Raw genomic sequence first — 23166 nt, forward strand, 5'->3', positions numbered from 1 at the left:
ATATGGAGAAGAGATGAAAATTAGAACGATTTTCTAGCATTTTTTATCCATTCAAAAAGACTTTCACTTAGCAAAATGGCAAACTGAGTTAACCAAAAATCCACCTCTTTTGGTGTTACAATAAGACGTTCGGGATGGGAGCTAAAGACTTCCTCAAACAGCTGACGGCGATCTTCATTTGACCATGTCACCCATTGACCAAAAATAGGTTCTAATGAAGTTAAATCAAGGTTTTCTTTCGATGAAGTCCAATTAGTTACAGATAATTTACTAGAGGGCTTTCCTTTTTCACTAATTTTCGCTGCAATCGATTGAAACACTGCCTCTACAGCATCTGCCATTAAAATCGGTGCCTCTACAACTGTAGGAATACCAATTGCGCTTATTGGTACGTTTAACACTTCCTTTGAAATTTCTTTCCGGTGATTACCTACACCACCACCTGGTTGAATGCCGGTATTGGTTAATTGAATTGTACGGCACAGCCTTGCACTGCCACTCGTTGCAAGTGCATCAATTATAATAACAAGTTCAGGTTGAATGCTTTCTGTTAATGCTTGTACGTAATCGCTTGTTTCGAAGCCTGTTTGTGCAGTCACACCTGGCGCATACAAAACAAACTCTGGTGATTCAAGCTCTGATTGCTTTTTATGCATCGCGTCAATTACATATGGCCCAATCGCATCTGGTGTAATCGTTTTATTCCCTAACCCAATTACTAAAATTCTTGAATCTGCGGTAATGGAGATTTCTTTATGCATCTCCTCCAAATAATGTATAAGAGATTCTTGTAATTGCGAAAAGCCGTGCTGGTCTTCAGAGGTTAATGTTGGGATAGATAATGTAATATAGACCCCTTGTTTTTTATGAATTTGTCGTTCACCTTCAGCACTTACTTCCACTTTAGTAACTTTTACGCGATTTTGCTGTGACTCTTCAATGTGAATACCGCTTTTTTCTTCTAATTTTTCTTTTTGCTGACCATTTGTTTGTAAGACAACTTCTGCTGCCTCATCTATTAAATCTGTCCGATTCCAAGTTATTTCTTGCATTTTAACACCTCCATTAGCAGTGTGTTCAAACTGTCAAGTAAATATTCTTTGCGTTTATGTATTGCAATTCCTTCAATCCTTTGGTAGAATGATTTTTGTTGTATTGACACATGAATTAAGTGAGAAAATACTCATCTCGTACCTAAATACTAGGAGGTGAAAGAAATGCCAAACATTAAATCTGCTATTAAACGTGTAAAAGTTAACGAAAAAGCAAACGCTGCTAACGCACAAGCTAAATCAGCTATGCGTACTCAAGTTAAAAAAGCTGAGCAAGCGATCGCTGCAGGTGCTGATAACACACAAGAATTAGTAGTTGCTGCTTCTAAAGCATTAGATAAAGCTGCTTCTAAAGGTCTTATCCACAAAAACGTGGCTTCTCGTACTAAGTCTCGTTTAGCGAAAAAAGCTTAATTTGTAACTTATAAAGTCAACTGTCATTGGACGGTTGGCTTTTTTCGTTGTCTGCAACCACAAAAAAGTAGGTGCTTAGAAAGAACATTCTTAAACACCTACTTTGCTATAATTTTTTCATTAAAAACAATTCTAAATGACGTTCACGATTACCACCTGTCGTTTTCAGCTGTAAATCGACGTCTGCGAGGCTGTAGAGCGCCTGTAACAATCGTTGATCACTCGGTCGATTCCTTTGTCCCGAAATAATTTGAACGCGATACGGATGGATTTTGAGCTGTTTAGCAATTTGTTGTTGGTGATAGCCCTTCTTTTGTAAATAAAAAATATGATTCATCGTTCGAATATTGCTCGCAAGTAATCCGACCAATTTAATAGGCTCTTCTTTTTGGCGGAGTAAATCATGATAAATTTTCAATGCTTCCTCTTGATCATGGTTTAAATAGGCATTTAACATTTTAAATGCGTCGTGCTCTAATGTTTTTGCTACCAAATCCTCGACTAAACCAATCGTAATTTCTATTTCTTCCCCTAAATAAAGCGCCATTTTTTCGATTTCCATTTGAAGCTGTAGCATGCTAGGTCCAACCATTTCAAGAAGCTTACCGATTGCATCCTCTGTTATTGCTTTGCCATGTATTCGCGCCTCATTTTGTATCCAAACATTTAAATCGTTATTTTGTGGTGTTTCTGCTAGTAATACAACACATTTTTCTTTCATAAGCTTTGTTACTTTTTTACGCTCATCTAGCTTTTCATATGGGGCTATAAATACAGTGACTGCCGTATCTGTAGGATTGTAGAGCCAATTTTCGAGTCGTTTCACATCATGCTCTATTTTTTCTTTCCCTTTTTCTATCGCTTTTAAAAATGAAGCATTCTTAGCTATAATTAATTTACGTTCAGTAAAGAATGGAATCGTATCAGCTTCATCGATTACATAATCAATTGGCTGGTCATTTAAATCAAAGGTCATCACTTCTGCTTCTTCTTGTGCACTTAGAGCAACCTTTAATCGATTGATCGTTTCATCAACAAAGTAGGATTCTTCACCTACTATCAAATATACTGGGGCGAAATTCCCTTTTTTAATATCTTGCCATACTTTTGTTATCATATTGGGAACCTCCCTAAGTTGTCGTATCCTTTAGTATACACATTTTTTTGCAAATTGAGAATGTAGAGTTTGTACATGGCATCATATGTCAAAACTTGTTTTAATGATTTTTGAAATACCATAGCTATTTTGTGGATTTTTCTTGAAATTATTTGTCGATAAACCACTCAATAAAGGGAATAATTAGTATTCTATATAGCATTTTAGATGGAATTATTTTATAATAATGGCAGATTAGGAGGGATACTTATGGCAGGACATCAAGATCCAAACTACGTAACTGAAAATCCATTTGAGGGTCGTGGCCGCGCAATGAAAGGTAACGACTTCCCAGATACAGGTTACGGTTTCGCCGTTGGCGGCGGTTTCTTCATCACAATGTTCATCATTGCGGTTATTGTAGAAGCAGCTGTTCGTTTATAATGTATTAAAAAGAGAGCGACTGACTATATTCAGTTGCTCTTTTTTTGAGTATATAAAAATAAGTTTTTCTATATTAATTCTTAAACAAATCATTCGATGTTTCCAATTGCATCACACCATTTTTTACACGAAGTTCTATCGTTCCATCATAACCTGTTATTAAATACGGAATTTGTCGTTGTTCAAAACGGGTGATGACATCAATATTTGGATGCTTATAGCGGTTATTTTCTCCTGCTGTAAAAATTGCAAGTTTTGGGGATGTCTGCTCTACAAACGCTTCAATACTCGATGTTTTACTGCCATGATGCCCAGTTTTTAATACATCTAGCTGTTCAATTGCCGCACTATATAGCCGTACAATTTCTTCTTCGCCTTCTTTTTCTAAATCACCTGTAAATAACGTCTTAAACGCTCCCTGACGTACAAGTAGCACAAGCGAATCATTATTTCCATCATATACCGTATCATGTGGCCAAATATAATCAAAGCGTACATCGCCAATTTGCCAGCCATCACTCGCCATTTTTTCTATCAATGTCGTCTTCGTTTTTGCAAGCTCTTCTAATAAATCATTCATTACTTCTTTATCAAGCGAATTCGGTGTTACATGTACTTCTGAAACGCGAATTTCCCGAAGCACTTCTTCTGCTCCCTCTACATGATCAGCATCAGCATGCGTCAATATAAACGTATTGATTTTTTGAATACCACGCCCCTTTAAATAAGGTACAACAACTTGCCTCCCTACCTCATAAGGTTTATCCCGTTCCTTCCAAGCCTCTTGCTCAAATCGCAGTAAACCACCAGCATCAATGACGACAACTGATTTTCGGTACGGCAATTCAATAACAATACAATCCCCTTGTCCAACATTAACAAAGGCGATTTTTAATTCTCCATGCAAATACGATTGGAAGTGGAAAATAATCGCTGGGATAAGTAATGTAGCAGCCATCTTTTTAAGATTGGAACCTTTATCAAGGAAATAAAATGCCAATAATACCGAACCATATAGGACGACGAGCCAAAACAATGACGGCTTTCCAGGATTCCACATTTGAGAAATTGGCTGTTGAATAGCGAGAATGAGGTCTGTTAACCACAATCGAAGTGGCTCATAAATCGTAAAAATTAGGTGATTAATTGGTAGTGGAATAAATGAACAAGTAAGGAGAGCGAGATTAACCGGTAAAATAATGAAGGAAAACAGTGGTACAAAAAAGATATTCGCAATAAAAGAAGATAAGCTGATTTCAAAAAAGTGATGTAACAACAGTGGGTAAACGAGGATTTGACAAACGAACGTAATAAAAAATGACTGCAACCAAAAATTTTCGTAGCGCGCTAATATACGGCTTGAGTATACAAGACTATACGTAGCCAAATAAGATAATTGAAAGCCTACCTGATAAATCGCACCAGGCTCAATGAGTAAAAAAACAAGCAAACTAAGTGATATGGCGTCGTCCATCGGAATTTTCCAACGAAAATATTGTGCTAACATAATGAATTCTACAACACTAACAGCACGCCAAATTGACGGTGCGCCACCCGCTAAAACAGCATATATAGGTAATAAAATAAGCAACAAAATATTCGCTAACTCGCGCCGTACACCTAAACGCAGTAATAGTTGAAAAAACAGTAGTGAGACAAGTGCCACATGTAGACCTGAAATTGCAAACAAATGTGTAATGCCTAGTTTTTGATACGCGCGGTTTAATTCTTCATCCACATTTTCTTGTAGACCGATTAATAGCGCATGAGCTTCTGCAGCGAGCGAATTTGGAAAGGTTTGTTCAATATGCTCTTTTAACCGAAAGCGCTGATCATAAATCGGTTGTAGGAACGTTTTTTTCTTACCGACAAGCGTCATGCTTCCAATCTCCACAATGCCTCGCGCACTTTTACTTTCCAAATACCGCCCCATTAAAAACCCGTAGCGATGCGCTGGAATTGACGGCTCTACTTGCTGTCCTGTTACAAAATAAATTTGCCCAGCTAATTGCATGAACTGTAATTCATGCTTTTGCTGTTCACTCTTGATTTCGTATGTAACATAGACCTTATTACCTTGCGCATCCTTCATAATGCCACGCAACATGACACCATTTATCTTGTATTGATCTGTCCAAGTAAGTTCTGCAGGTAACGTCACCGGTTCCTGTAACTTATCTACTTCATAGCTAAAATAACTATATGTCAATAAATTAATAGTCACAATCCCCACTAAATGCCATTTCCATAACTTTTTATACAAGCAAAATCCAACTAATAACCCGAGTATCAATAATAGCCTTACCGATTGAAAACTAGCGACAGCACTAATACAAACCGATAAGGCATAGTAAATCCAATTATGCTTCCATAAGTTGACCAAATAAAGCATGCATCTTCTCCTCAAACGGGAGCAAATCTTCATGGCTCGCACCTAAAGTACGCATTTTTTCAAGCATGTCAAATGTTAACGCGTATTTTTCATCCTGTAAAAAATCAATTTTCGCTTCATCAAATGGAATATGTACAACATTTACATTTGCTTTTGTAAATAATTCTAACGCATACACACTATTTTTATAATCTTTTGCATAGTAGACGTTTTTAATACCGGCTTGAATAATTGTTTTCGTACATGGTAAGCACGGGAAATGTGTTACATAAAGGTCGGCACCATTTGCCGGTGTACCGTATTTTGCACATTGTAGTAATGCGTTGGTTTCGGCATGAACCGTACGTACACAGTGATTATCCACGACGTAACATCCTTGTTCAATACAATGTTCATCGCCCGAAATCGAGCCGTTATAGCCACCTGCAATAATGCGTTTTTCGCGAACAATTGTTGCGCCAACAGCTAGGCGTGTACAAGTACTACGCAATGCTAGTAAATGACTTTGTGCCATAAAAAATTGATCCCAAGTAATACGCTCCATATGATAACCTCCAATAAATATGTCACTTCTCAGTTTATACGTAAGTTTTGTGAATCGCAATGCACGATTATTTCGAGATTTCACATTTCTTTACTTTACATCAATTAACTCTTTTAATTGCTCAAACGTCTTTTCACCGATTCCTGTTACCTTTTTTAAATCCTCAATCGTCTGAAAATTGCCCTGCTCTGTACGGTGGCCAATAATGGCGTTTGCCTTTGATGGACCGATACCTGGTAATTGAGTCAGTTCACTTTCATTTGCCTTGTTTAAATTAACTTTGCCGGATTTATTAACTCCACCACTTCCATTTGATGAGGAATTGCTCGTGGCACCTGCAATAAGCATTTCTAGCTCCTCTGTTAGCTGCTCGCCGACTTTTGGAATATAGAGTACCAATTCATCTTGAAGCTTTTGAGCATGGTTAATAAGTGTTGGATTTGCCTGTTCCGTATAGCCACCTGCAGCTTCAATAGCATCAACAATACGCATGCCTTCTTCAAGGGTATAAACACCTGGATAACGAACAGCGCCTTTCACATCTACCATATACGCTTCGGGTGTATTATTTTCAATAATTTCGGGTTCGGTAGGTTCAATTGCTGCTAGTGGAGCGATTGGTTCAATCGTTTGTATTGGGGATTGTTTTGAAGTATCGTGAATGGTGAAAAAATAAAATAATAGAGCTGCGAGAACACTCCCTGTAATCACAAGCATCTTTTTATACTTCTCTAAAAATGGCTGCACATCAAAAAACACCCTTTCTTAAAGAAGGCTTTATATATGGAGCTATCTCCACTATACAAAGTTTCATTCATTAAGAAAAGGTATTTCATGTAAATCACTGAAACTGTCTATTTCGGCTATTTTACCGCACGAATAAAAATTCGTTCACTTTCATCATGCGGTGCTTCGGCGGACCAATCTGCTGAAATTTCAATAGATGTAAAGCCGATTTCTGTTAACCACATTTCGTATTGCTGATAAGCAAATGTCCTCTGGAAATGCTCTTCATCAAAACGTTCAAATAAATCGCCTTCTGTTTGTATAAAAAACGTCATTTGATGATAAACGGAATGCTCAAATTCACCTGGTTCTGTATGCCAAACATACGTTATTTTACCGTCGTCATACGTAAATGGACCATCTAAAAAGATGTCGTCCATTTTAAATAGTGAATGCACATCAAAAAACAATTGCCCACCATCACGTAAACTAGCATAAATCCGCTTCAACGTTTCAACAACATTTGCCTCGTCTTTTACATAGTTAATCGAATCAATTGGTATAATTGCAACATCTAAGTTGTCAAAGCCATCTAACTCATCCATACTCATCGCATATAACGGCATTGATATACCGTTTGCTGCCATTCGCGCACTTGCCACAGCAAGCATGTCCTCAGATAAATCAATACCCGAAACTTGATATCCCGCAACATGTAGCATACTAGCTAGCGTCCCGGTACCACAGCCGATATCTAATAATTGTTTGAATTGTGTTGCTGGTGCATAACGAGTAATCCACTGTACGTACTGATCATACGGAATGTCGACCATTAGTTCGTCATAAACCTCAGCAAAACGCTCATAACTATTCATTGTTAGTTTGTGGCGTGTCTAAATGTGGTGCATCTCCCCATAAACGCTCTAAATTGTAGTATGCACGCTCATCTTTATGGAAAATATGCGCAACAACATCACCCATGTCCACTAAAATCCAACGAGCTGTATCAAAGCCTTCTAATTTACGTACAGTAAAGCCTGCTTCTTCTGCTTTTTCTTTAATTTCACGTGCAATCGCTTGTACTTGGCGTTCTGAGCTACCTTCTGCGATGATGAAATAATCTGCTAATAGGGAAATACCTTGCATATTTAATGCAACAATATCCTCGCCGCGTTTGTCGTCAATTGCTTTATAAGCAATACTTAATAATGTTTCATTCATGTATGTTTATTCCTCTCTCATTAAACTGTTGTAGCACTCAATTGAAACTGGATAAATGGCTATTTGTGAACTTACTAAATGCATGAGCGAATGCAGTACACATGCTCGAAATGCATCATTCAAATCCACCTCTGCAAATGCACGTAGCTCATCTACCCCTGGGAACTTTCGATTGGGTTCAATCATATCTGCTACAAAAATAATTTTTTCAAATGTGCTCATATTCGCTCGGCCAGTTGTATGGAAACGGATGGCATTCAAAATGTCTTTATCGTCGATATGAAATTCGTTTTGAACAATCCAAGCGCCAACAGGTCCATGTAGAATCTCGCTATCCCATTGTAGTAATCGCGGATCTAAATTTTGTTCGTAAACAATTTTTCGCATCCATTCTACTTCAGCATACTTGGCGATATCATGAAAAATCGCTGCAATTTCAGCCTTTTTTTCATCTTGACCATATCGTTGTGCCAAATGAATTGCCGTTTCCATTACTCCAATAGTATGAATATAACGTTTTTCTGGCATACGACCTTTAATTGCCGCTAACATCGCTTGTCGCTCCATATAGACCTTCCTTTCGAATATAACGTTCCACTGCCTCTGGTAATAAATATTGCAGTGAGCCTTGCTGTTGTAATCGATTGCGAATAAATGTTGAAGAAAGATTAATCTCCGGTGCCTCCACCATTCGTACATTGTAATCTGTTTTTGCCTCGGAACCAGGACGCTTCACCCCAACGAAATTTACAAGCTCTATAAGCTCATCAATTTGGTACCACGTATGAAGCGAATCAATCATGTCGCCACCAATGATAAAATAAAATTCCACATCGGGTTCACGTTCACGTAATACTTTCATCGTATCATACGTATAGGAAACGCCTCCACGCTCAAGTTCAAAAGTCTCCGCGTTAAAATAAGGTACGTCTTCAATCGCGAGCTCAACCATTTTTAAGCGTTGTTCATTCGTCGCAGATTTCGATACGACTTTATGCGGTGCTTTTGCATTTGGCATAAAGCGTACTTCTGACAAACCTAACGCCGCATACACCTCATTAGCCATAATTAAATGACCAATATGTGGCGGATTAAATGTACCACCAAAAAGACCAACCTTCTTCATCATCATTCACCTTATTTCGCTTGTGCTTTTGGTAATACGATTTTTTTATTGTTACGAGATTCTTTATATAACACAACTGTTAATCCGATTAATTGTACTAGTTCAGCGCGTGTACCTTCTGCTAACTCTTGTGCTACGTCATTTTTGTCTTCTTCGCAGTTATCTAAAATACGTACTTTAATGAGTTCGCGAACTTCTAATACATCGCGTAATTGTGCAAGCATTGCATCATTTACGCCACCCTTCCCCACTTGGAAGATTGGATCTAAATGATGTGCCTCAGCACGTAAAAAACGTTTTTGTTTACCTGTTAACATAATTTCTATTTTCCTCCTAATTGCTCTGTTAAACGAGCAATCATTGCATTTGTATTTGGATAATTGCCTAACCAATGCTCATAAGCAATCGCACCTTGATGAACGAACATGCCTAAGCCGTTGACAATTGTTGCACCTTTTTGCTCAGCCGCTTGCAAAAAGGGCGTCATTAATGGATTATACACAATATCAGCCGCAATTGCCCCTGTTGGAAACTTTTCAAGAGAAAATGGTAATGCAAAGTCGCCAGTCGACATGCCTGCAGGAGTAGTTTGAATAAAGATTCGATACGTATCTAAATTCTCCTCAGCTTGTTGTATGGTAATCGCTACGCCAGCATTCATTTCATCGACAATTCGCTGTGCCTTTTCGACTGTACGATTAGCAATTGTTATGTTTTTATAACCTACCATTTGAAGCGCAAATGCAATACCACGCGCTGCACCACCCGCACCGATTAATAATACAGGCTCCGTTCGCTTTGATGTACCGATTGCTGCTTCAAGTGACTTTACAAATCCTGGACCATCTGTGTTATAGCCTTTTAGTTTGCCATCAGCTGTTCGTACGACTGTATTGACTGCACCCATTTTTTTTGCTAATTCATCTAATTCATCTAAAAAAGGAATAATCGTTTGTTTGTGTGGAATTGTGACGTTCCAGCCACTAGCTCCTAGCAGTTTAAACGACGCAACTGCCTGCTGTAAATTTTCAGGCTTCACGTGTACTGGAATATATGTTGCATCTACTTTCTCCTGCTCATACCACGCATTGTGCATTTCAGGAGATTTTGATTGAGCAATCGGATCTCCAATAACCGCAAACCACTTTTTCATCGACAAGGCCTTCTTTCCCAATAATTGAAATCCGTTTCACCTTGGCATAATTGCCGTCTAGTAGGTGTGCTGGTAGTCGTTAGATTAGTGACGGGCGAACGAATACTTCGACCCCTTTAGGTGCAAACGCTGCAACGACAACATTTGCATGCTGTACCGTAATCCAGCCTAAGCCTGAGAATACAACATCTGTTTTCGCTTCTTTAATTGAAAATTCATGACGTACTAATTCAGGTAATTGATCAATGTGCGCTGCTGTAGGAGGTGCTAAAAGCTCCCCTTTATGCTCTGCGTACAATAAATCTGCTCGTTCTAGCTTCGTACGGTGAATTGGTAAATCATTTGCTACATGCACGGTAAATGCAGAGCGTTCACCTTTAATGAAATCAAAGCGTGCTAATGCCCCAATAAATAATGTTTGCCCCTCATTTTGTTGGTACACTTTTGGTTTAATTTCTTTTTTCGGCATAATGTATTTTAATTCACTCGAATCAATATGATGTGCCATTTGGTGGTGATTGATAATACCAGGTGTGTCAAATAATGCAGCACCGTCATCTAACGGAATGCCAATCATATCAAGTGTTGTCCCTGGGAAGTGAGATGTCGTAATCACTTCCCCTTCACCTGTTGCTTGTTTAATAATGCGGTTAATGAACGTTGATTTCCCTACATTTGTACAACCAACTACATACACATCTTGTCCATTGCGGTATTCTTCAATTGCCTCAACCACTTCTTGCATGCCCATACCTTTATGTGCAGAAACAAGCTTTACATCTATCGGCTTTAAACCTAATGCCTTTGCTTCGCGTTTTAACCAGTTGACTACCTTTTTATCTTTTACAGATTTCGGTAAAAGATCGGCTTTGTTTGCAACTAATAGTACTGGATTTTTCCCAACAAAACGATGTAAACCAGGTAACCAACTGCCGTTAAAATCAAAAATATCTACAATTTTTACGATTAGACCTTGCTGTTGTCCAAGACCGTTTAAAATACGTAAAAAATCGTCATCAGTTAAGCTAACTGGTTGAATTTCATTGTAATTTTTTAAACGGAAACAACGTTGGCAAATAATTGTTTCCTTTTCTAATGAAGATGCTGGCGCATAACCTAAACCATTCTTATCTTCTGTTTGAATCACTGTTCCACAGCCAATACATTGTGGCATTTCGTTCATTAAATATTTCCTCCTAAAATAAATGGCACCTTAGGATTAGTCCCCCCAAGGATATTGCCCTTTTCGTTTTAAATCATTGTACACACGACGCTCTACAAAGCGGTTAAACTTCGTTACAAGCCCGTCTGAGTCTGCAACAGGACGCACTAAAAACGTATAAATTTTTTGACGTTTTGCCCCCATGACATCCGTTAATAGTTGGTCGCCTAACATAGCAACCTCATTGCGATTTAGGCGCAGTTTTACCATTGCATCATAGTAGGCCTTACCTAAAGGCTTTTTTGCACGATAAATAAACGGAATCCCATGTGGCTCTGCAAACGTTCTTACACGTTGTTCGTTGTTGTTTGATGCAATAATAACTTTTATGCCCGCTTCACGCATCATGTCAAACCACGCAACAAGTTCTTCCGTTGCATCAGCACGATCCCATTCAACTAACGTATTATCTAAATCCGTAATAATGCCTTTAATGCCTAGGTTGGCCAATTTTTCTGGCGTTACTTCGAAAATACTCGTGACAAATTCATTTGGTAATAAAAAACTATACAAATTCGTTACCCCTAACTCAAATTGATTTTTCTATTATAACATAGTAGCAAAGGCTTCTCCCATTTTTATCTTCGCTCCTTGGGTTACGTTCTCACTAAACGTCACTGCCTCTCGTTCAAATAACATCACCACAGTCGAACCAAATGTAAAATAGCCAACCTCTTCACCTTTTGTCCAATTGCTCGTTGTATTCGTTAATTCAATCGAATTGACGAAAGTTGCCCCTACTTTGATGAACGCTGCTTGATGGTGGTCATCATATTTGATTTCGCTAATCATACGATAGTTATGGCTAATTGGTTTCTTTCCATATTCAAGACCCATTTGATTTACTGGATATGATCTTTGTCCGAGCACATATTGGCGAGTAATCTGTCCATTAATCGGGCTATGTATACGGTGATAATCTGCAGGGCTTAAATAAAAGACAATATATGTGCCATCCTCGTATCGCTTTGCTTGTTTAGTGGAGCCAAGTAAGGCTGCTAATGAATACGGCTTATTTTTTACCATAAACATCATGCCATCCGTAATTTGGCCAAAAACTTCAATTTTCGCATCAACTGGACTAGTAAAAATCGTCGGGCGGTTATCTACAGGTCTTACGTCCGCTTTCAACTCACGTACAAAAAAATCATGTAAACTTGTAAATTGTTGCTGTGATTTTGAAACCTCTGTTAGGTTAATTCCGTATATATTACTATAGCTTTTAATAAAGGTTTTACTTATTCGTGATTGGGCAACTGTTTGAAGCATTTTTGATGAAAATTTTCCATTCGATAGTTCGATTAAATTTTGATACAATTTTTCTTTCACTTGCACTGGCCTCCAATGTTCATATTTTCTATTTAATTGATTTCGTAATTAATTTATTAACGTGAAACCTCCACCTACCACGTAGATTGATTGCATTCACTAATTGAGCTTTTTGGACGGTAATTTTACTGCTAATAAATTTGGGATAAAGATAAATTATATAATGGAAATGCACACAAATAAAGGTCCTATTATGAATAAACTACTACCTTTTTTTCAATTAACAAGTATAATAAAGAATAGCTAAAGAGCAAAGGAGTGTTTCCGATGTTTCTATTTCAAAAGGTGGATTCCACATTGAAAAAGATAAAAGCAAATGCTGCAAATATTATAACAATTACAAATATGTCATTTGGTGGAGCTGCAATTATGGCGACGTTAAATGATTCATATAGCTATAGTGTTTTACTAATTTTTATCGCAGCATTTTTAGATCGTTACGACGGAAAAGTCGCACGGAAATTTAATCAAGAGTCTGATTTAGGGAAACAACTCGATTCAATGGCTGATATAATTTCGTTCGGTGTTGCACCTGCCCTGTTAATGTATGAAATGGCATTAATCGATGCTGGTGTTTCGGGAATGATGATGCCCGTATTATATATCGCTGCTGGCGCAATTCGTTTAGCACGCTTTAATGTAATGGATTCAACAGGTTATTTCGTTGGTTTACCAATTACAGCAGCTGGTACGTTACTAACATTTTCTTATTTCTTTACCGATGTTCTATCAACGCAATTTTACATGATTTTGTTCCCTGTACTTGCTGTATTGATGGTTAGTACATTTACATTGAAAAAAGTGTAGGCACTTTAAGTCCTACACTTTTTTCATGCTCTGACGAAATTCATCATATACTGTCGAAAACGTGAAAGGAGATTTCTTTGAGCGGTGTTTTGACAGTACTGCTTCAACTTTGGCTTGAGTTCCCTGCACTTGTCGGCTATTTAAAAGGGCAAACATTTTCGAAGCCACTCAGTCGTGAACGAGAACAGCAAGTAATTTCCCGCTTTATGGAAGGTGACGAACAAGCGCGTATCGAATTAATCGAGCACAATATGCGACTTGTAGCGCACATCGTCAAAAAATTTCATCCCCCACATGAATTGCTGGATGATTATATTTCAATTGGCACAATCGGTTTAATGAAAGCCGTCAGTAGTTTTACCCCTGAAAAGAAAACTCGCCTAGCTACGTATGCCGCGCGCTGTATAGAAAATGAAATTCTGATGTATTTACGCACGCAAAAAAAGGTTCAAAAGGATGTATCATTATTTGAACCTATTGGTATAGATAAGGATGGGCAATCTCTACAAATTCGTGATTTACTTCAGCTTGATGAACCTTCCGCCATTGAAGAAATTGAAAAAAAGGAAGATTTCGCGAAGCTTTATCACTATTTAAACACGCTCGAACCTCGAGAACTTGAAATCATATCCTACCGCTATGGATTGCAAAACTATGACCCCCACACTCAAAAAGAAATTGCAAAACGCCTCAATATTTCACGCAGTTACGTATCCCGAATTGAAAAACGGGCATTAATCAAGCTGTATCAACAGTTTAAACACAATGAAAATCAACAATAAAAGAATTTTCTAGAAATTTCTTTGTGCCAAGGATGGAGGGCACACTATGCTATTCAAGAATGCAGAATGCGTTGTCACAGGAAGTGTCGTTTTTAGCATTCTATCTTTCTTATTTTGACTACTGCCGAAGCACCACCCTAAGCAGTTCCATAATACAGGAAGAGGACATTGTACAAAAAGTGTTTACTTTTTGCACAATGCCCTCCCCTTTAAGTGTTGCTTTCAATCGTTTCAAAAATCATCACGAATCCAATAATAGTTGTGATCGCAACGGCACCATAAAGTAAAAAAATCATCGCGTTCCCCCTTTAAACGAAGTATTAATCTAGTTATATCCGTTTAAGAATTATTGAAAACGCTTCGGTAATTATAATTTTGTAATCGCTTTTAATACTACTTCTGTTGAATGCTTCGCTGCTACTGGTAAAAACTCATCAAAGCTAAGATTCGATTCTTGGCCTGCAATATCAGATAACGCACGGATTACTACAAAAGGTGTACCGAATTGGTAGCAAACTTGCGCTACGGCAGCTGCTTCCATTTCTACTGCCTTCATTGTTGGGAAGTCTTTACGAACAGCTTCAACGCGTACAGGATTGCTCATAAATACATCGCCTGAACAAATTAAGCCCACCGCTGCGTTGTGCTCACCTACTTCAGCCACTGCTTGTTGTGCCACTCCCATTAACTTTTCATCTGAGTTATATGCTGCTGGCATGCCCGCCATTTGCCCGATTTCATAGCCGAATACTGTTACGTCACAATCATGATGACGTACTTCATCAGAAATGACAATATCCCCTACTTTTAATGCGCTATCAAAGCCACCAGCTGAACCTGTATTAATCACAACATCTGGCTGATACTTTTCTAATAAAATCGTTGTCGACATAGCTGCGTTTACTTTTCCGATACCACTTTTTAAAAGCACAACTTCTTTACCTTCGTATGTACCCGTTGTATATTCGCTGTTTGCCATTGTTTCAGATTGTGGGTTTTGCAATGCTGCTCGTAATAATTCTACTTCTTGTTCCATTGCACCAATTACTGCGATTTTCATATCTATTCCTCCAATAATCAATTACGCCTCGGCGTAGTTGCGTCCAGATTTTTTTCAAGCTCGCTTGAAAAACTCCCCAAAAAATCTGTGACATCCGCCGGGGCTTGGGCCAACACGATGTTGGTCACTCAGGTGTTGCCACACGATGTGGCGTCCTTAACCTGAGTTCATCCATTCAGCTGGGGTTTGAACCTCAACTGAATCGAATTGCATATTTGACATTCATCCCTTACTTATAGAAGTAGGGGACTTCAGTACTTGTCGCTTCGCTTTCAGTACAAAAAAATTGCTGAATTCTGTTAAAGCACTCTTCTTAAAGTACTCAATCCTACTACACTTCGTCAAGCAAAATCTGTGACAACTGTAAGGGCACTAGGCTAACATGATGTTGATCACTCACGCGTTGCCACACGGGTGTAGCGCTCTTTAATTGAGTTCCCTTATTCAGCCCTAGTTATGAGCTTTTAATGTAGCAAATTAATAGGCACCAACAACTGAATTTAACACTTCTAAGCGCGTTGGTTTCCAGCCTTCACCATCAATCCATTCTATACTAACACGATACATTTCCGTTTTATCCATTGATGTGACAACCGCAATTGCAGTATTTGCGCTACCATTATTTTTTACTCTTAACACAATACTATTTTCTTGTTGTAAATCAAGCACACTAAAAACTGCCTTAAGCTTCTCTTCATAATCGATATGTCCCGATTCAAATGTCGATACATGCTCACCCGTTTGTTCAGTCGGATATGCAGCCCATGCGCTATTCACTTGAACTTCATCGACAATTGGATCTACTGAAGGTAGTATGGTGTTTTCGACTACATCTGTCGTTTCTTCCGTCACATTTTCATCATCTTCATCGTTTACATCGGTAGATCCAGCATTCGTTTGATCTCCACTCGTTTGATCTTCATTCGATTGTTGCTCTTTTGAAACAACATGCTCATTTTTTTCTTTCGGTTCTGCCTGGTCTTTTGGTACTGAATCATTTGATAATATTATCGCTAATGTTACGACAATCGCTATTGCCACAATTGCAATTAAAATATTTAAATTTTTATTGAGCCGATCAAATTTTGAGCTTTTTGCTTTTTCTTCCGCATACTGTTGTCGTGTTTGAAAGCGTCGTTTACGTTCCATTTCCATACCCCCTATGCATGTACATATTGTAGCAAAAATAAAAGCAGTTAGCGAATATACGCTAACTGCTGCTTGCAAAAAATACAATTATTTAATTTCTAAAATAACAACTTCCATGTCGCCGCCTGGTGTTGTTAATTTTACAACATCATCGACTTGTTTGCCCATTAATGCTTTTGCGATTGGCGAATCATTTGAAATTTTACCTTCAATTGGATCTGCCTCTGCTGAACCTACGATTGTATAAGATTCTTCAAAGTTTGCACGCTTACCGCCGATTAGTTCATCGAAAGTAATCGTTTTACCTAATGACACAGCATTCGTAGTACCATCTTCAGTGATGATTAATGAACTACGCAACATTTGTTCGATTAAGGAAATACGTCCTTCAACGAATCCTTGCTCTTCTTTTGCTGAATCGTACTCAGAGTTCTCTGATAAGTCACCAAAAGAACGCGCTACTTTAATACGCTCTACTACTTCTGGGCGTTTTACTGTTTTTAATTCGTTTAACTCATTTTCTAATTTTGTTTTACCTTCAAGTGTCATTGGATATTGTTTTTCGTTTGACATTTGTTCTCACTCCTCCGTTATACCTTGAAAACGTTTACTTATACCATTTTCATGCTGTTGACTTTATTCTTGATTCGAACAAAGTTTACAAATCAAATTTTTTTGTTCATAAATAACAGAAAACCCGACTACTAGTTTACGGTATGTGTAAAGATGACTAAATAGAATCTTTACACAACGTTTACTAGCAGCCGAATTTCATCAATGCTTATTTATGTGTTGTTACCATTATTGAAATGCAATATTTGTAAATACTACACCATCATATTACAAGTTAGCACCAGTTTCAAGAATTGTTTTTATTTTCGTTACCATTAAATCGATTGCAACGTTATTATCGCCACCTTCTGGGATAATAACATCCGCATAACGCTTTGTTGGTTCGATAAACATATTATGCATTGGTCTTACTGCCGATAAATATTGATCAATTACTGAATCTGCTGTGCGACCGCGCTCTTTAATATCACGTTGAATACGGCGAATAATGCGTAAATCCGAATCTGTGTCTACAAATAATTTAATGTCCATTAAATCACGTAAACGCTCATCTTCAAGTACTAAAATACCTTCAACGATAATTACATCTTTTGGTTCGACGTCAATAACTTCTTCTGAACGCGTATGCTGTACATAATCATACACCGGCTTTTTTACAGCTTTATAATCTATTAGGCTGTGTACATGCTCAATTAATAAATCTGTATCAAATGCTAATGGATGGTCATAGTTTGTCAAAAGACGCTCATCAAACGTCATATGGCTTTGGTCTTTGTAGTAATAGTCTTGTTCGATTACTACTACTGAATGATCACGGAAAACATCATAAATGGCACGTGTTACACTCGTTTTACCTGAGCATGAACCACCAGCGATCCCGATAACAACTGGACGCTTTGTCATTTAGTTATTCTCCTTTCGCATCATGTCGTACTTAGAAAGTGGTTGGTCGACTTTGAATTTTAAAATTTGTAATGGGTGACGTGCAACATCTAGCTCGTTACCATCTTCATCCCAAATTTGTCCAACTGTCATTTTGAACGTTTCGATATTTGGTCCGAAGAATTCAATTGTATCACCTGGTTTGAAGTAGTTACGCTGCTCCATCGTCACCATTTGCGTTTCCGCATCATAGTCCATTACAAAGCCTGCGAAATCCCACTTCATTTTATGTGAGTGGAAACCGAACATTTGCTGTTTGTAACTTGGCTCACCTTCGAAGAATGAAGAAGCTGTTGCGCGATTTGCACAACGCGCTAATTCTTCTAACCATTCTTTTTGGAATGAGAAGTTTTCTGGGTCAGCACAGTATGCGTCAATTACTTTACGATATACCGAAACAACTGTTGCAACGTAGTGAATTGATTTCATACGCCCTTCTACTTTTAATGAATCAATGCCCAACTCAATCATGTGAGGAATAGATTCGATTAATTTTAAGTCTTTTGGACTCATCGCAAATGGTGCTTCACCTTCGTTAAATAACGCTACTTCTTCACCGTCTTTTTCTTCGTAAAGATCATAGTCCCAACGACAAGATTGGCAGCAGCCGCCACGGTTTGAGTCACGTGCTGTCATGTGGTTCGATAATGTACAACGACCAGAGTATGCAATACACATTGCACCGTGCACGAATGCCTCGATTTCAATGTCTACTTCCTCTTTCATTTTACGCATTTCTTCGCCGCCAACTTCACGTGCCAGTACAACACGCTCTAAACCTTCGTCTTTCCAATACTTAACCGCTTTCCAGTTTGAAAGTGATTGCTGTGTAGAAAGGTGGATTTCTAAAGAAGGAGCTGCCTTTTTACAAGTTTCGATAATTAACGGGTCGGCTACAATAATCCCTTTAACACCAGCACCTTCAATTGATTGTAAATATTCTTCAAGCCCGTCCATATTTTCATTGTGAGCGAAAATGTTTGTTGTAACGTAAATCACTGCGCCATATCGGTTGGCAAACTCTACGCCTTCTTTCATTTCTTCAATTGTGAAGTTTCCTGCGTTTGAACGTAGACCGAATTCTTGACCGCCGATGAATACAGCGTCTGCGCCGTAATGTACGGCAACTTTTAATTTTTCTAAGCTTCCTGCTGGTGCTAATAGCTCAGGTTTTTTCGTAATCACTGTTTTTCCGTTAATTGTTTCACGGATTTTTTCGTTTTGAATTAACTGTAGCATGATGCCTTCGTTCTCCTTCCTAGTAAACTGTTTCTTTGTAGATGAAGCCAGTATCCAGTGGACGTAACGCCGGCTGAATTGCCTCTACTTGCTCGAATAATTCAGATTTGATTTCATCGTATGCATCTTCACCTTGTTCAAAGTACGTATCAATTGCTGTACGGTAAAGTGACGCCACTTTGACAACATAGTCGAATGATTGTAAGATGCCATCGATTTTTAATGAATCAATGCCTGCTTCGAATAATTCGTTCATTTCTTCGATAATACACATATCATTTGGAGAATATATGTGCGTACCGTTCATGTCTTCATAAATTGGGTATTTATTTTTACGTTCTTTGTCATGTATGAACATGTTTTTATTGTCTTTACGATTTTCGATTTCCATCGCTTGATCGCGGTATAAGAAATAGTTGCCTAAAAGGGAACGCTTTGATTGGAACATGCATGTCATACCGTGCACTTGCACTTCGATTTCATGTTTTGTGTTTTCTTTAATATCTAGCACTTCGTCAACAGAAAGCTCACGTGCTAATACACCACGTTTACTTCCGCGCTCACCCCAATAGTTTACTTGGAACCAGTTTGTTGCTGTTGTTTCTGGGTTCCAATGTAATGGAATTGTTATGCCTAATTCGCGAACCGCTACGATTACCGCTGGATCACCAAAGATTAGCGCATCAACACCAATTCGTTGCATTTCTTGTAAATACACGTCTAGCGCTTCTAAACGATCATTATGGAATAAAACATTTACCGCTACATATACTTTTTTACCTGCAGCATGTATAAGCTTCGTTGCTTCTTCTACTTGTGCTACTGTAAATTCTCCAGCTAAACGTAAGCCAAATTTTTGTTCACCAATTACAAAAGCATCTGCACCTGCATCAAGTAATGCTGCAACATGCTCAACCGATTGTGGTGTTACTAATAATTCTGGTTTTTTCACACTAATCACCTCTTCAAACATATTAACAAACCATCACCAACTGGGAAGAACGCACTTGTATAATCAGGGTGCGCCATAATCCAATCGGAAAATGTTTTTAAATTTCGAATCATCGTTCTTTTTCTTCTCGGTACTTCTTTTATATCTAAATCTGAAAGCCCGTGCATATACATATTATCGATATACAAAACGCCACCCGATGGAACGAGCGGTGCATATTTTTCGAAAAACTTCATGTATTGCCCCTTTGCCGCATCAATAAAAACAGCATCAAAAGTAGGTTGAATGGATTCCACATCTACTTCTAACGCATCGCCCTCTATGACTTGTATACGGTCTTTTACCTGTGATCTTGCAATGAATTGTTTCGCATATTGTACACGTGACACGTCACGTTCAATTGTGACAATTTGGCACGTTGGTAATGCTTGTGCCATACGCATTGCTGAATAACCAATCGCTGTCCCAATTTCTAAAATCGATTTCGGATTTTGAATGCGCAGTAGCTGATTTAATGACTCAATACCAGCAAGCTGCATAATTGGTACATGATTCTCCTCTGCAAAGCGTTCCATTTCTAATAATAATTCATCACGTTCAGGAATGAAGGAAGCAATATAAGCATCTGATAATTCCATTCGTCTATCTCCCTTTACGTGTAGTTTTGTGCTCACATCTTTTCATTTAAAAATCACATTTCGTACCAGATAGCGTGAAATGATGCCTTTTCTTATGTGGATTTCCTTGAAAAATTATACTTCCCAATCCACTAAAAAAAGACGAAACGAAAGATGTTTGCGCCTACAAGCTTATTTATATAAGGACAAAAAATCACAATTTATGATAGCACGAAAAGAATAGGAATGCGAATAATCTTTACTAAAATCCACCTTTAGACGGAAATATCTATCACATTTTGACGAAGTTACGACTAGATTTTTCGAGTTAATTCGATAATTACCTTTATATATGTGAGCTTTCACTGCGGGATTTATCTTCATTTAACTACGAAATTGCTCTAAAAACAAAATTAGCGATTATCTCTACTTTCATAAAAAGTGAGAGATAATCGCTAATTAAATATAAATTCTTTTAAATTTTTTTCTAACTTAACGTAAATATTTTTCAATATTCGCTAAATGCTCATCATACGATTTAGCAAAGTGATTTGTTCCTTCTTTATCTGCTAAGAAGTATAGATAATCCGTTTCAGTTGGATTTAATGTCGCTTCAATTGATGTTTTCCCAGCACCAGCAATTGGGCCTGGAGGTAGACCAACATTTACATACGTGTTATAAGGATTTTTCACTTCTAAATCTTCATACAGCACGCGGTCTTTATGCGAACCTAACGCATAAAGCACAGTTGGGTCGGTTTGAAGTGGCATATCAATTTTCATTCGATTGTAGAATACACTCGCTATCGTTTCACGGTCTGTTTGAGCAGTTGCTTCCTCTTCAAGTAGAGAAGCAAATGTTAAAAACTCATGAACCGACATTTCTTTTTCTGCTAAAATTGTTGTGTATTCAGACACAATTGTATTCATAGACGATAGCATCGTTTTTATTACATCGTCAAGCGTAGGGTCTTTCTCAAAAAATGGATATGTCGCTGGATATAAGTAGCCTTCTAATGCATAACGAACATTCTCTTTTAAAATATCTTCTGTAAGTAATTCGGGATACTCTGTCATCATTTGTTCGATAAATGATTGATTTGTCACACGTTCCATGAATTTCTCAGCGCTATGTGATGTATTTTTTTCTACAACATTAGCAATTTGTTCTAATGTTAACCCTTCAGGTACTGTCATCGTAAACACAGGCTCTCGATAGACACGGCCCGTTTTTAAACTTTCGATAATTTCATCAAGCGTCATTGATTGTGTTAATGAATAATTACCTGCTTGGAAATCAGATTCGTTTTTAAATTTCGTATAATATTTAAAAATGCTCGCATCTTTAATAATACCTTTTTGCTCTAAAATACTCGAAATTGATGTAATGCCTGAACCCATCGGAATTTCCACTTCAATTTTTTTGTTTGATTCTGGGTCCACTGGCTCTAATGCCGAAGTGATATAATTATAGCTTGAATAACCCGCAATTGCGATGACAATAAGAACGACAAGCGCGATGATCCCAACAATTTTTCGCACGGTTTTCACCTCTCCTTTACGTTCCTTCATTTTCTTGAACATTTCTTGCTTTGAATTTTCATCTAGCACGGGAGTCCCCCCTCTTTCTCTTTCATTATGATACATAAATTTAAGCTTTCATACAATAATTGGCGTTAAATTGATAAATTTATTCTCGTAAATGAAGACGAATAAATATATTTTGAGGTTCAAACAAAAAAAGATATGCTAAAAGTTTTTCAACTTTCAACATATCTCGAATTCATATCACTTTTGTATTAGTTTTGTGCCAATGAATTTAGGACATCTTCCACCATTGCCCATTCTTCATCTGTTTCGATTGGTAATAAGTCCGCTACTTCACCGTTATCCCCAGCAATATAAGCTGAAGCGAATACTTCCTCGAGCTGTGGCTCGTCATCTTCTAGAATCGCATAGAATAAATAGCTTTTCCCTGCATTGTCGAAGCGGTGTAAAATTTGGCACATAATTTCTTCGTCTTCTTCATTTAAAATTGTGAAGTAATTAGCTTGGTCTGTACCAAATTCAGCTAATACTGTATTCATCACTTCTTCAACCATTGCCCACTCTTCATCCGTTTCGATGTCCGAAAAATCCGCCATTTCGCCATTTTCGTCTAGCTCGTAGCGCAATGCTGAAATCCCCGCATCTTCATCGCCCACTAATGAGAATAATACGTATGAATGATCGTCTGAATCAAATGTGAATACAACACGGCATTGTTGTTCGCCGCCATCTTCTTTTTGTAAAATGAACATATTTTCTTCCATTATTTTTTCCTCCT

Annotated in this window: 27 protein-coding genes; 4 read left to right on the forward strand and 23 right to left on the reverse strand. The window is 37.9% G+C overall.

Annotated features, from left to right (window positions below; genetic code table 11):
• Positions 1–20: 20 nt before the first annotated feature.
• Positions 21–1052 carry a GPR endopeptidase gene (gene gpr / locus LZ480_RS09740; RefSeq protein ID WP_241369237.1) on the reverse strand — a complete coding sequence of 344 codons (1032 nt, stop codon included), beginning with the start codon at positions 1050–1052 and terminating at the stop codon, positions 21–23.
• A gap of 165 nt (positions 1053–1217) precedes the next feature.
• Between gpr and rpsT the strand changes: the two genes are divergently transcribed.
• Positions 1218–1466 (forward strand): 30S ribosomal protein S20, encoded by a 249-nt coding sequence (gene rpsT / locus LZ480_RS09745; RefSeq protein WP_241369238.1) that lies wholly within the window; start codon positions 1218–1220, stop codon positions 1464–1466.
• Positions 1467–1572: 106 nt separating this feature from the next.
• On the opposite strand, the gene holA is transcribed toward rpsT, so the two are convergent.
• A complete protein-coding gene (holA, locus tag LZ480_RS09750) occupies positions 1573–2583 on the reverse strand; it encodes a DNA polymerase III subunit delta (protein WP_241369239.1) in 1011 nt (336 codons plus the stop codon).
• Between the two features lie 249 nt (positions 2584–2832).
• On the opposite strand from holA, the gene LZ480_RS09755 reads away from it, so the two are divergent.
• Positions 2833–3006: a YqzM family protein gene (locus LZ480_RS09755; protein WP_241369240.1), complete on the forward strand. Its 174-nt coding sequence runs from the start codon at positions 2833–2835 to the stop codon at positions 3004–3006.
• A 73-nt stretch (positions 3007–3079) separates the two neighbouring features.
• Here the strand turns inward: LZ480_RS09755 and LZ480_RS09760 are convergent, their stop codons facing one another.
• From LZ480_RS09760 to LZ480_RS09815, 12 genes are all read right to left on the reverse strand, one after another.
• A complete protein-coding gene (locus LZ480_RS09760; RefSeq protein ID WP_241369241.1) occupies positions 3080–5398 on the reverse strand; it encodes a DNA internalization-related competence protein ComEC/Rec2 in 2319 nt (772 codons plus the stop codon).
• On the reverse strand, positions 5367–5942 hold the full coding sequence (locus LZ480_RS09765; protein ID WP_241369242.1) for a ComE operon protein 2: 576 nt from the start codon (positions 5940–5942) through the stop codon (positions 5367–5369). The genes LZ480_RS09760 and LZ480_RS09765 overlap by 32 nt, the downstream gene beginning before the upstream one ends.
• 90 nt (positions 5943–6032) lie before the next feature.
• Positions 6033–6689 (reverse strand): helix-hairpin-helix domain-containing protein, encoded by a 657-nt coding sequence (locus tag LZ480_RS09770; RefSeq protein ID WP_241369243.1) that lies wholly within the window; start codon positions 6687–6689, stop codon positions 6033–6035.
• Between the two features lie 116 nt (positions 6690–6805).
• Entirely contained in the window at positions 6806–7543 is a 738-nt protein-coding gene (locus LZ480_RS09775) for a class I SAM-dependent DNA methyltransferase (protein WP_241369244.1), read from the reverse strand.
• Positions 7536–7889, reverse strand: coding sequence for a ribosome silencing factor (gene rsfS / locus LZ480_RS09780; protein ID WP_241369245.1), 354 nt, complete (start codon positions 7887–7889; stop codon positions 7536–7538). The genes LZ480_RS09775 and rsfS overlap by 8 nt, the downstream gene beginning before the upstream one ends.
• Positions 7890–7895: 6 nt before the next feature.
• Positions 7896–8456, reverse strand: a complete 561-nt coding sequence (yqeK, locus tag LZ480_RS09785; RefSeq protein WP_241369246.1) for a bis(5'-nucleosyl)-tetraphosphatase (symmetrical) YqeK — start codon at positions 8454–8456, stop codon at positions 7896–7898.
• On the reverse strand, positions 8425–9015 hold the full coding sequence (locus LZ480_RS09790; RefSeq protein ID WP_241369248.1) for a nicotinate-nucleotide adenylyltransferase: 591 nt from the start codon (positions 9013–9015) through the stop codon (positions 8425–8427). The genes yqeK and LZ480_RS09790 overlap by 32 nt, the downstream gene beginning before the upstream one ends.
• A gap of 11 nt (positions 9016–9026) precedes the next feature.
• Complete coding sequence (yhbY, locus tag LZ480_RS09795; RefSeq protein ID WP_241369249.1) at positions 9027–9332, reverse strand: ribosome assembly RNA-binding protein YhbY; 306 nt, start codon at positions 9330–9332, stop codon at positions 9027–9029.
• Between the two features lie 5 nt (positions 9333–9337).
• A complete protein-coding gene (gene aroE, locus LZ480_RS09800; protein WP_241369250.1) occupies positions 9338–10168 on the reverse strand; it encodes a shikimate dehydrogenase in 831 nt (276 codons plus the stop codon).
• 79 nt (positions 10169–10247) lie between these two features.
• Complete coding sequence (gene yqeH, locus LZ480_RS09805) at positions 10248–11351, reverse strand: ribosome biogenesis GTPase YqeH (protein WP_241369251.1); 1104 nt, start codon at positions 11349–11351, stop codon at positions 10248–10250.
• Positions 11352–11387: 36 nt separating this feature from the next.
• Complete coding sequence (locus LZ480_RS09810) at positions 11388–11903, reverse strand: YqeG family HAD IIIA-type phosphatase (RefSeq protein ID WP_241369252.1); 516 nt, start codon at positions 11901–11903, stop codon at positions 11388–11390.
• 33 nt (positions 11904–11936) lie between these two features.
• On the reverse strand, positions 11937–12719 hold the full coding sequence (locus LZ480_RS09815; RefSeq protein WP_241369253.1) for a phosphatidylserine decarboxylase: 783 nt from the start codon (positions 12717–12719) through the stop codon (positions 11937–11939).
• Positions 12720–12986: 267 nt separating this feature from the next.
• On the opposite strand from LZ480_RS09815, the gene pssA reads away from it, so the two are divergent.
• Positions 12987–13526, forward strand: coding sequence for a CDP-diacylglycerol--serine O-phosphatidyltransferase (pssA, locus tag LZ480_RS09820; protein WP_241369254.1), 540 nt, complete (start codon positions 12987–12989; stop codon positions 13524–13526).
• Positions 13527–13603: 77 nt separating this feature from the next.
• On the forward strand, positions 13604–14308 hold the full coding sequence (gene sigK / locus LZ480_RS09825) for an RNA polymerase sporulation sigma factor SigK (RefSeq protein WP_241369255.1): 705 nt from the start codon (positions 13604–13606) through the stop codon (positions 14306–14308).
• Between the two features lie 367 nt (positions 14309–14675).
• Here the strand turns inward: sigK and mtnN are convergent, their stop codons facing one another.
• The 9 genes from mtnN to LZ480_RS09870 all read right to left on the reverse strand — a co-directional run bounded on the left by mtnN (position 14676) and on the right by LZ480_RS09870 (position 23152).
• Entirely contained in the window at positions 14676–15368 is a 693-nt protein-coding gene (mtnN, locus tag LZ480_RS09830; protein WP_241369256.1) for a 5'-methylthioadenosine/S-adenosylhomocysteine nucleosidase, read from the reverse strand.
• 477 nt (positions 15369–15845) lie between these two features.
• A complete protein-coding gene (locus LZ480_RS09835; protein WP_241369257.1) occupies positions 15846–16517 on the reverse strand; it encodes a YrrS family protein in 672 nt (223 codons plus the stop codon).
• Between the two features lie 87 nt (positions 16518–16604).
• Entirely contained in the window at positions 16605–17090 is a 486-nt protein-coding gene (greA, locus tag LZ480_RS09840) for a transcription elongation factor GreA (RefSeq protein WP_241369259.1), read from the reverse strand.
• A 267-nt stretch (positions 17091–17357) separates the two neighbouring features.
• Positions 17358–17993 (reverse strand): uridine kinase, encoded by a 636-nt coding sequence (gene udk, locus LZ480_RS09845; protein WP_241369260.1) that lies wholly within the window; start codon positions 17991–17993, stop codon positions 17358–17360.
• A complete protein-coding gene (locus tag LZ480_RS09850) occupies positions 17994–19271 on the reverse strand; it encodes a peptidase U32 family protein (RefSeq protein ID WP_241369261.1) in 1278 nt (425 codons plus the stop codon).
• A gap of 19 nt (positions 19272–19290) precedes the next feature.
• A complete protein-coding gene (locus LZ480_RS09855; RefSeq protein ID WP_241369262.1) occupies positions 19291–20223 on the reverse strand; it encodes a peptidase U32 family protein in 933 nt (310 codons plus the stop codon).
• Positions 20224–20228: 5 nt separating this feature from the next.
• On the reverse strand, positions 20229–20861 hold the full coding sequence (locus LZ480_RS09860) for an O-methyltransferase (protein WP_241369264.1): 633 nt from the start codon (positions 20859–20861) through the stop codon (positions 20229–20231).
• A gap of 471 nt (positions 20862–21332) precedes the next feature.
• Positions 21333–22451: an endolytic transglycosylase MltG gene (gene mltG, locus LZ480_RS09865; protein WP_456299982.1), complete on the reverse strand. Its 1119-nt coding sequence runs from the start codon at positions 22449–22451 to the stop codon at positions 21333–21335.
• Positions 22452–22639: 188 nt separating this feature from the next.
• Positions 22640–23152, reverse strand: coding sequence for a DUF1292 domain-containing protein (locus tag LZ480_RS09870; RefSeq protein WP_241369265.1), 513 nt, complete (start codon positions 23150–23152; stop codon positions 22640–22642).
• Positions 23153–23166 lie beyond the last annotated feature (14 nt).

Source organism: Solibacillus palustris, assembly GCF_022549215.1.
Classification (GTDB): Bacteria; Bacillota; Bacilli; order Bacillales_A; family Planococcaceae; genus Solibacillus; species Solibacillus daqui.

Coding starts and splice junctions, on each gene's coding strand:
- holA (WP_241369239.1), bottom strand. CDS start 2,583: ATGATAACAAAAGTATGGCAAGATATTAAAAAAGGGAATTTCGCCCCA.
- yhbY (WP_241369249.1), bottom strand. CDS start 9,332: ATGTTAACAGGTAAACAAAAACGTTTTTTACGTGCTGAGGCACATCAT.
- rsfS (WP_241369245.1), bottom strand. CDS start 7,889: ATGAATGAAACATTATTAAGTATTGCTTATAAAGCAATTGACGACAAA.
- LZ480_RS09850 (WP_241369261.1), bottom strand. CDS start 19,271: ATGCTACAGTTAATTCAAAACGAAAAAATCCGTGAAACAATTAACGGA.
- LZ480_RS09790 (WP_241369248.1), bottom strand. CDS start 9,015: ATGAAGAAGGTTGGTCTTTTTGGTGGTACATTTAATCCGCCACATATT.
- LZ480_RS09760 (WP_241369241.1), bottom strand. CDS start 5,398: ATGCTTTATTTGGTCAACTTATGGAAGCATAATTGGATTTACTATGCC.
- yqeH (WP_241369251.1), bottom strand. CDS start 11,351: ATGAACGAAATGCCACAATGTATTGGCTGTGGAACAGTGATTCAAACA.
- LZ480_RS09835 (WP_241369257.1), bottom strand. CDS start 16,517: ATGGAACGTAAACGACGCTTTCAAACACGACAACAGTATGCGGAAGAA.
- greA (WP_241369259.1), bottom strand. CDS start 17,090: ATGTCAAACGAAAAACAATATCCAATGACACTTGAAGGTAAAACAAAA.
- aroE (WP_241369250.1), bottom strand. CDS start 10,168: ATGAAAAAGTGGTTTGCGGTTATTGGAGATCCGATTGCTCAATCAAAA.
- LZ480_RS09765 (WP_241369242.1), bottom strand. CDS start 5,942: ATGGAGCGTATTACTTGGGATCAATTTTTTATGGCACAAAGTCATTTA.
- rpsT (WP_241369238.1), top strand. CDS start 1,218: ATGCCAAACATTAAATCTGCTATTAAACGTGTAAAAGTTAACGAAAAA.
- yqeK (WP_241369246.1), bottom strand. CDS start 8,456: ATGGAGCGACAAGCGATGTTAGCGGCAATTAAAGGTCGTATGCCAGAA.
- LZ480_RS09870 (WP_241369265.1), bottom strand. CDS start 23,152: ATGGAAGAAAATATGTTCATTTTACAAAAAGAAGATGGCGGCGAACAA.
- udk (WP_241369260.1), bottom strand. CDS start 17,993: ATGACAAAGCGTCCAGTTGTTATCGGGATCGCTGGTGGTTCATGCTCA.
- LZ480_RS09755 (WP_241369240.1), top strand. CDS start 2,833: ATGGCAGGACATCAAGATCCAAACTACGTAACTGAAAATCCATTTGAG.
- LZ480_RS09860 (WP_241369264.1), bottom strand. CDS start 20,861: ATGGAATTATCAGATGCTTATATTGCTTCCTTCATTCCTGAACGTGAT.
- LZ480_RS09775 (WP_241369244.1), bottom strand. CDS start 7,543: ATGAATAGTTATGAGCGTTTTGCTGAGGTTTATGACGAACTAATGGTC.
- mtnN (WP_241369256.1), bottom strand. CDS start 15,368: ATGAAAATCGCAGTAATTGGTGCAATGGAACAAGAAGTAGAATTATTA.
- pssA (WP_241369254.1), top strand. CDS start 12,987: ATGTTTCTATTTCAAAAGGTGGATTCCACATTGAAAAAGATAAAAGCA.
- gpr (WP_241369237.1), bottom strand. CDS start 1,052: ATGCAAGAAATAACTTGGAATCGGACAGATTTAATAGATGAGGCAGCA.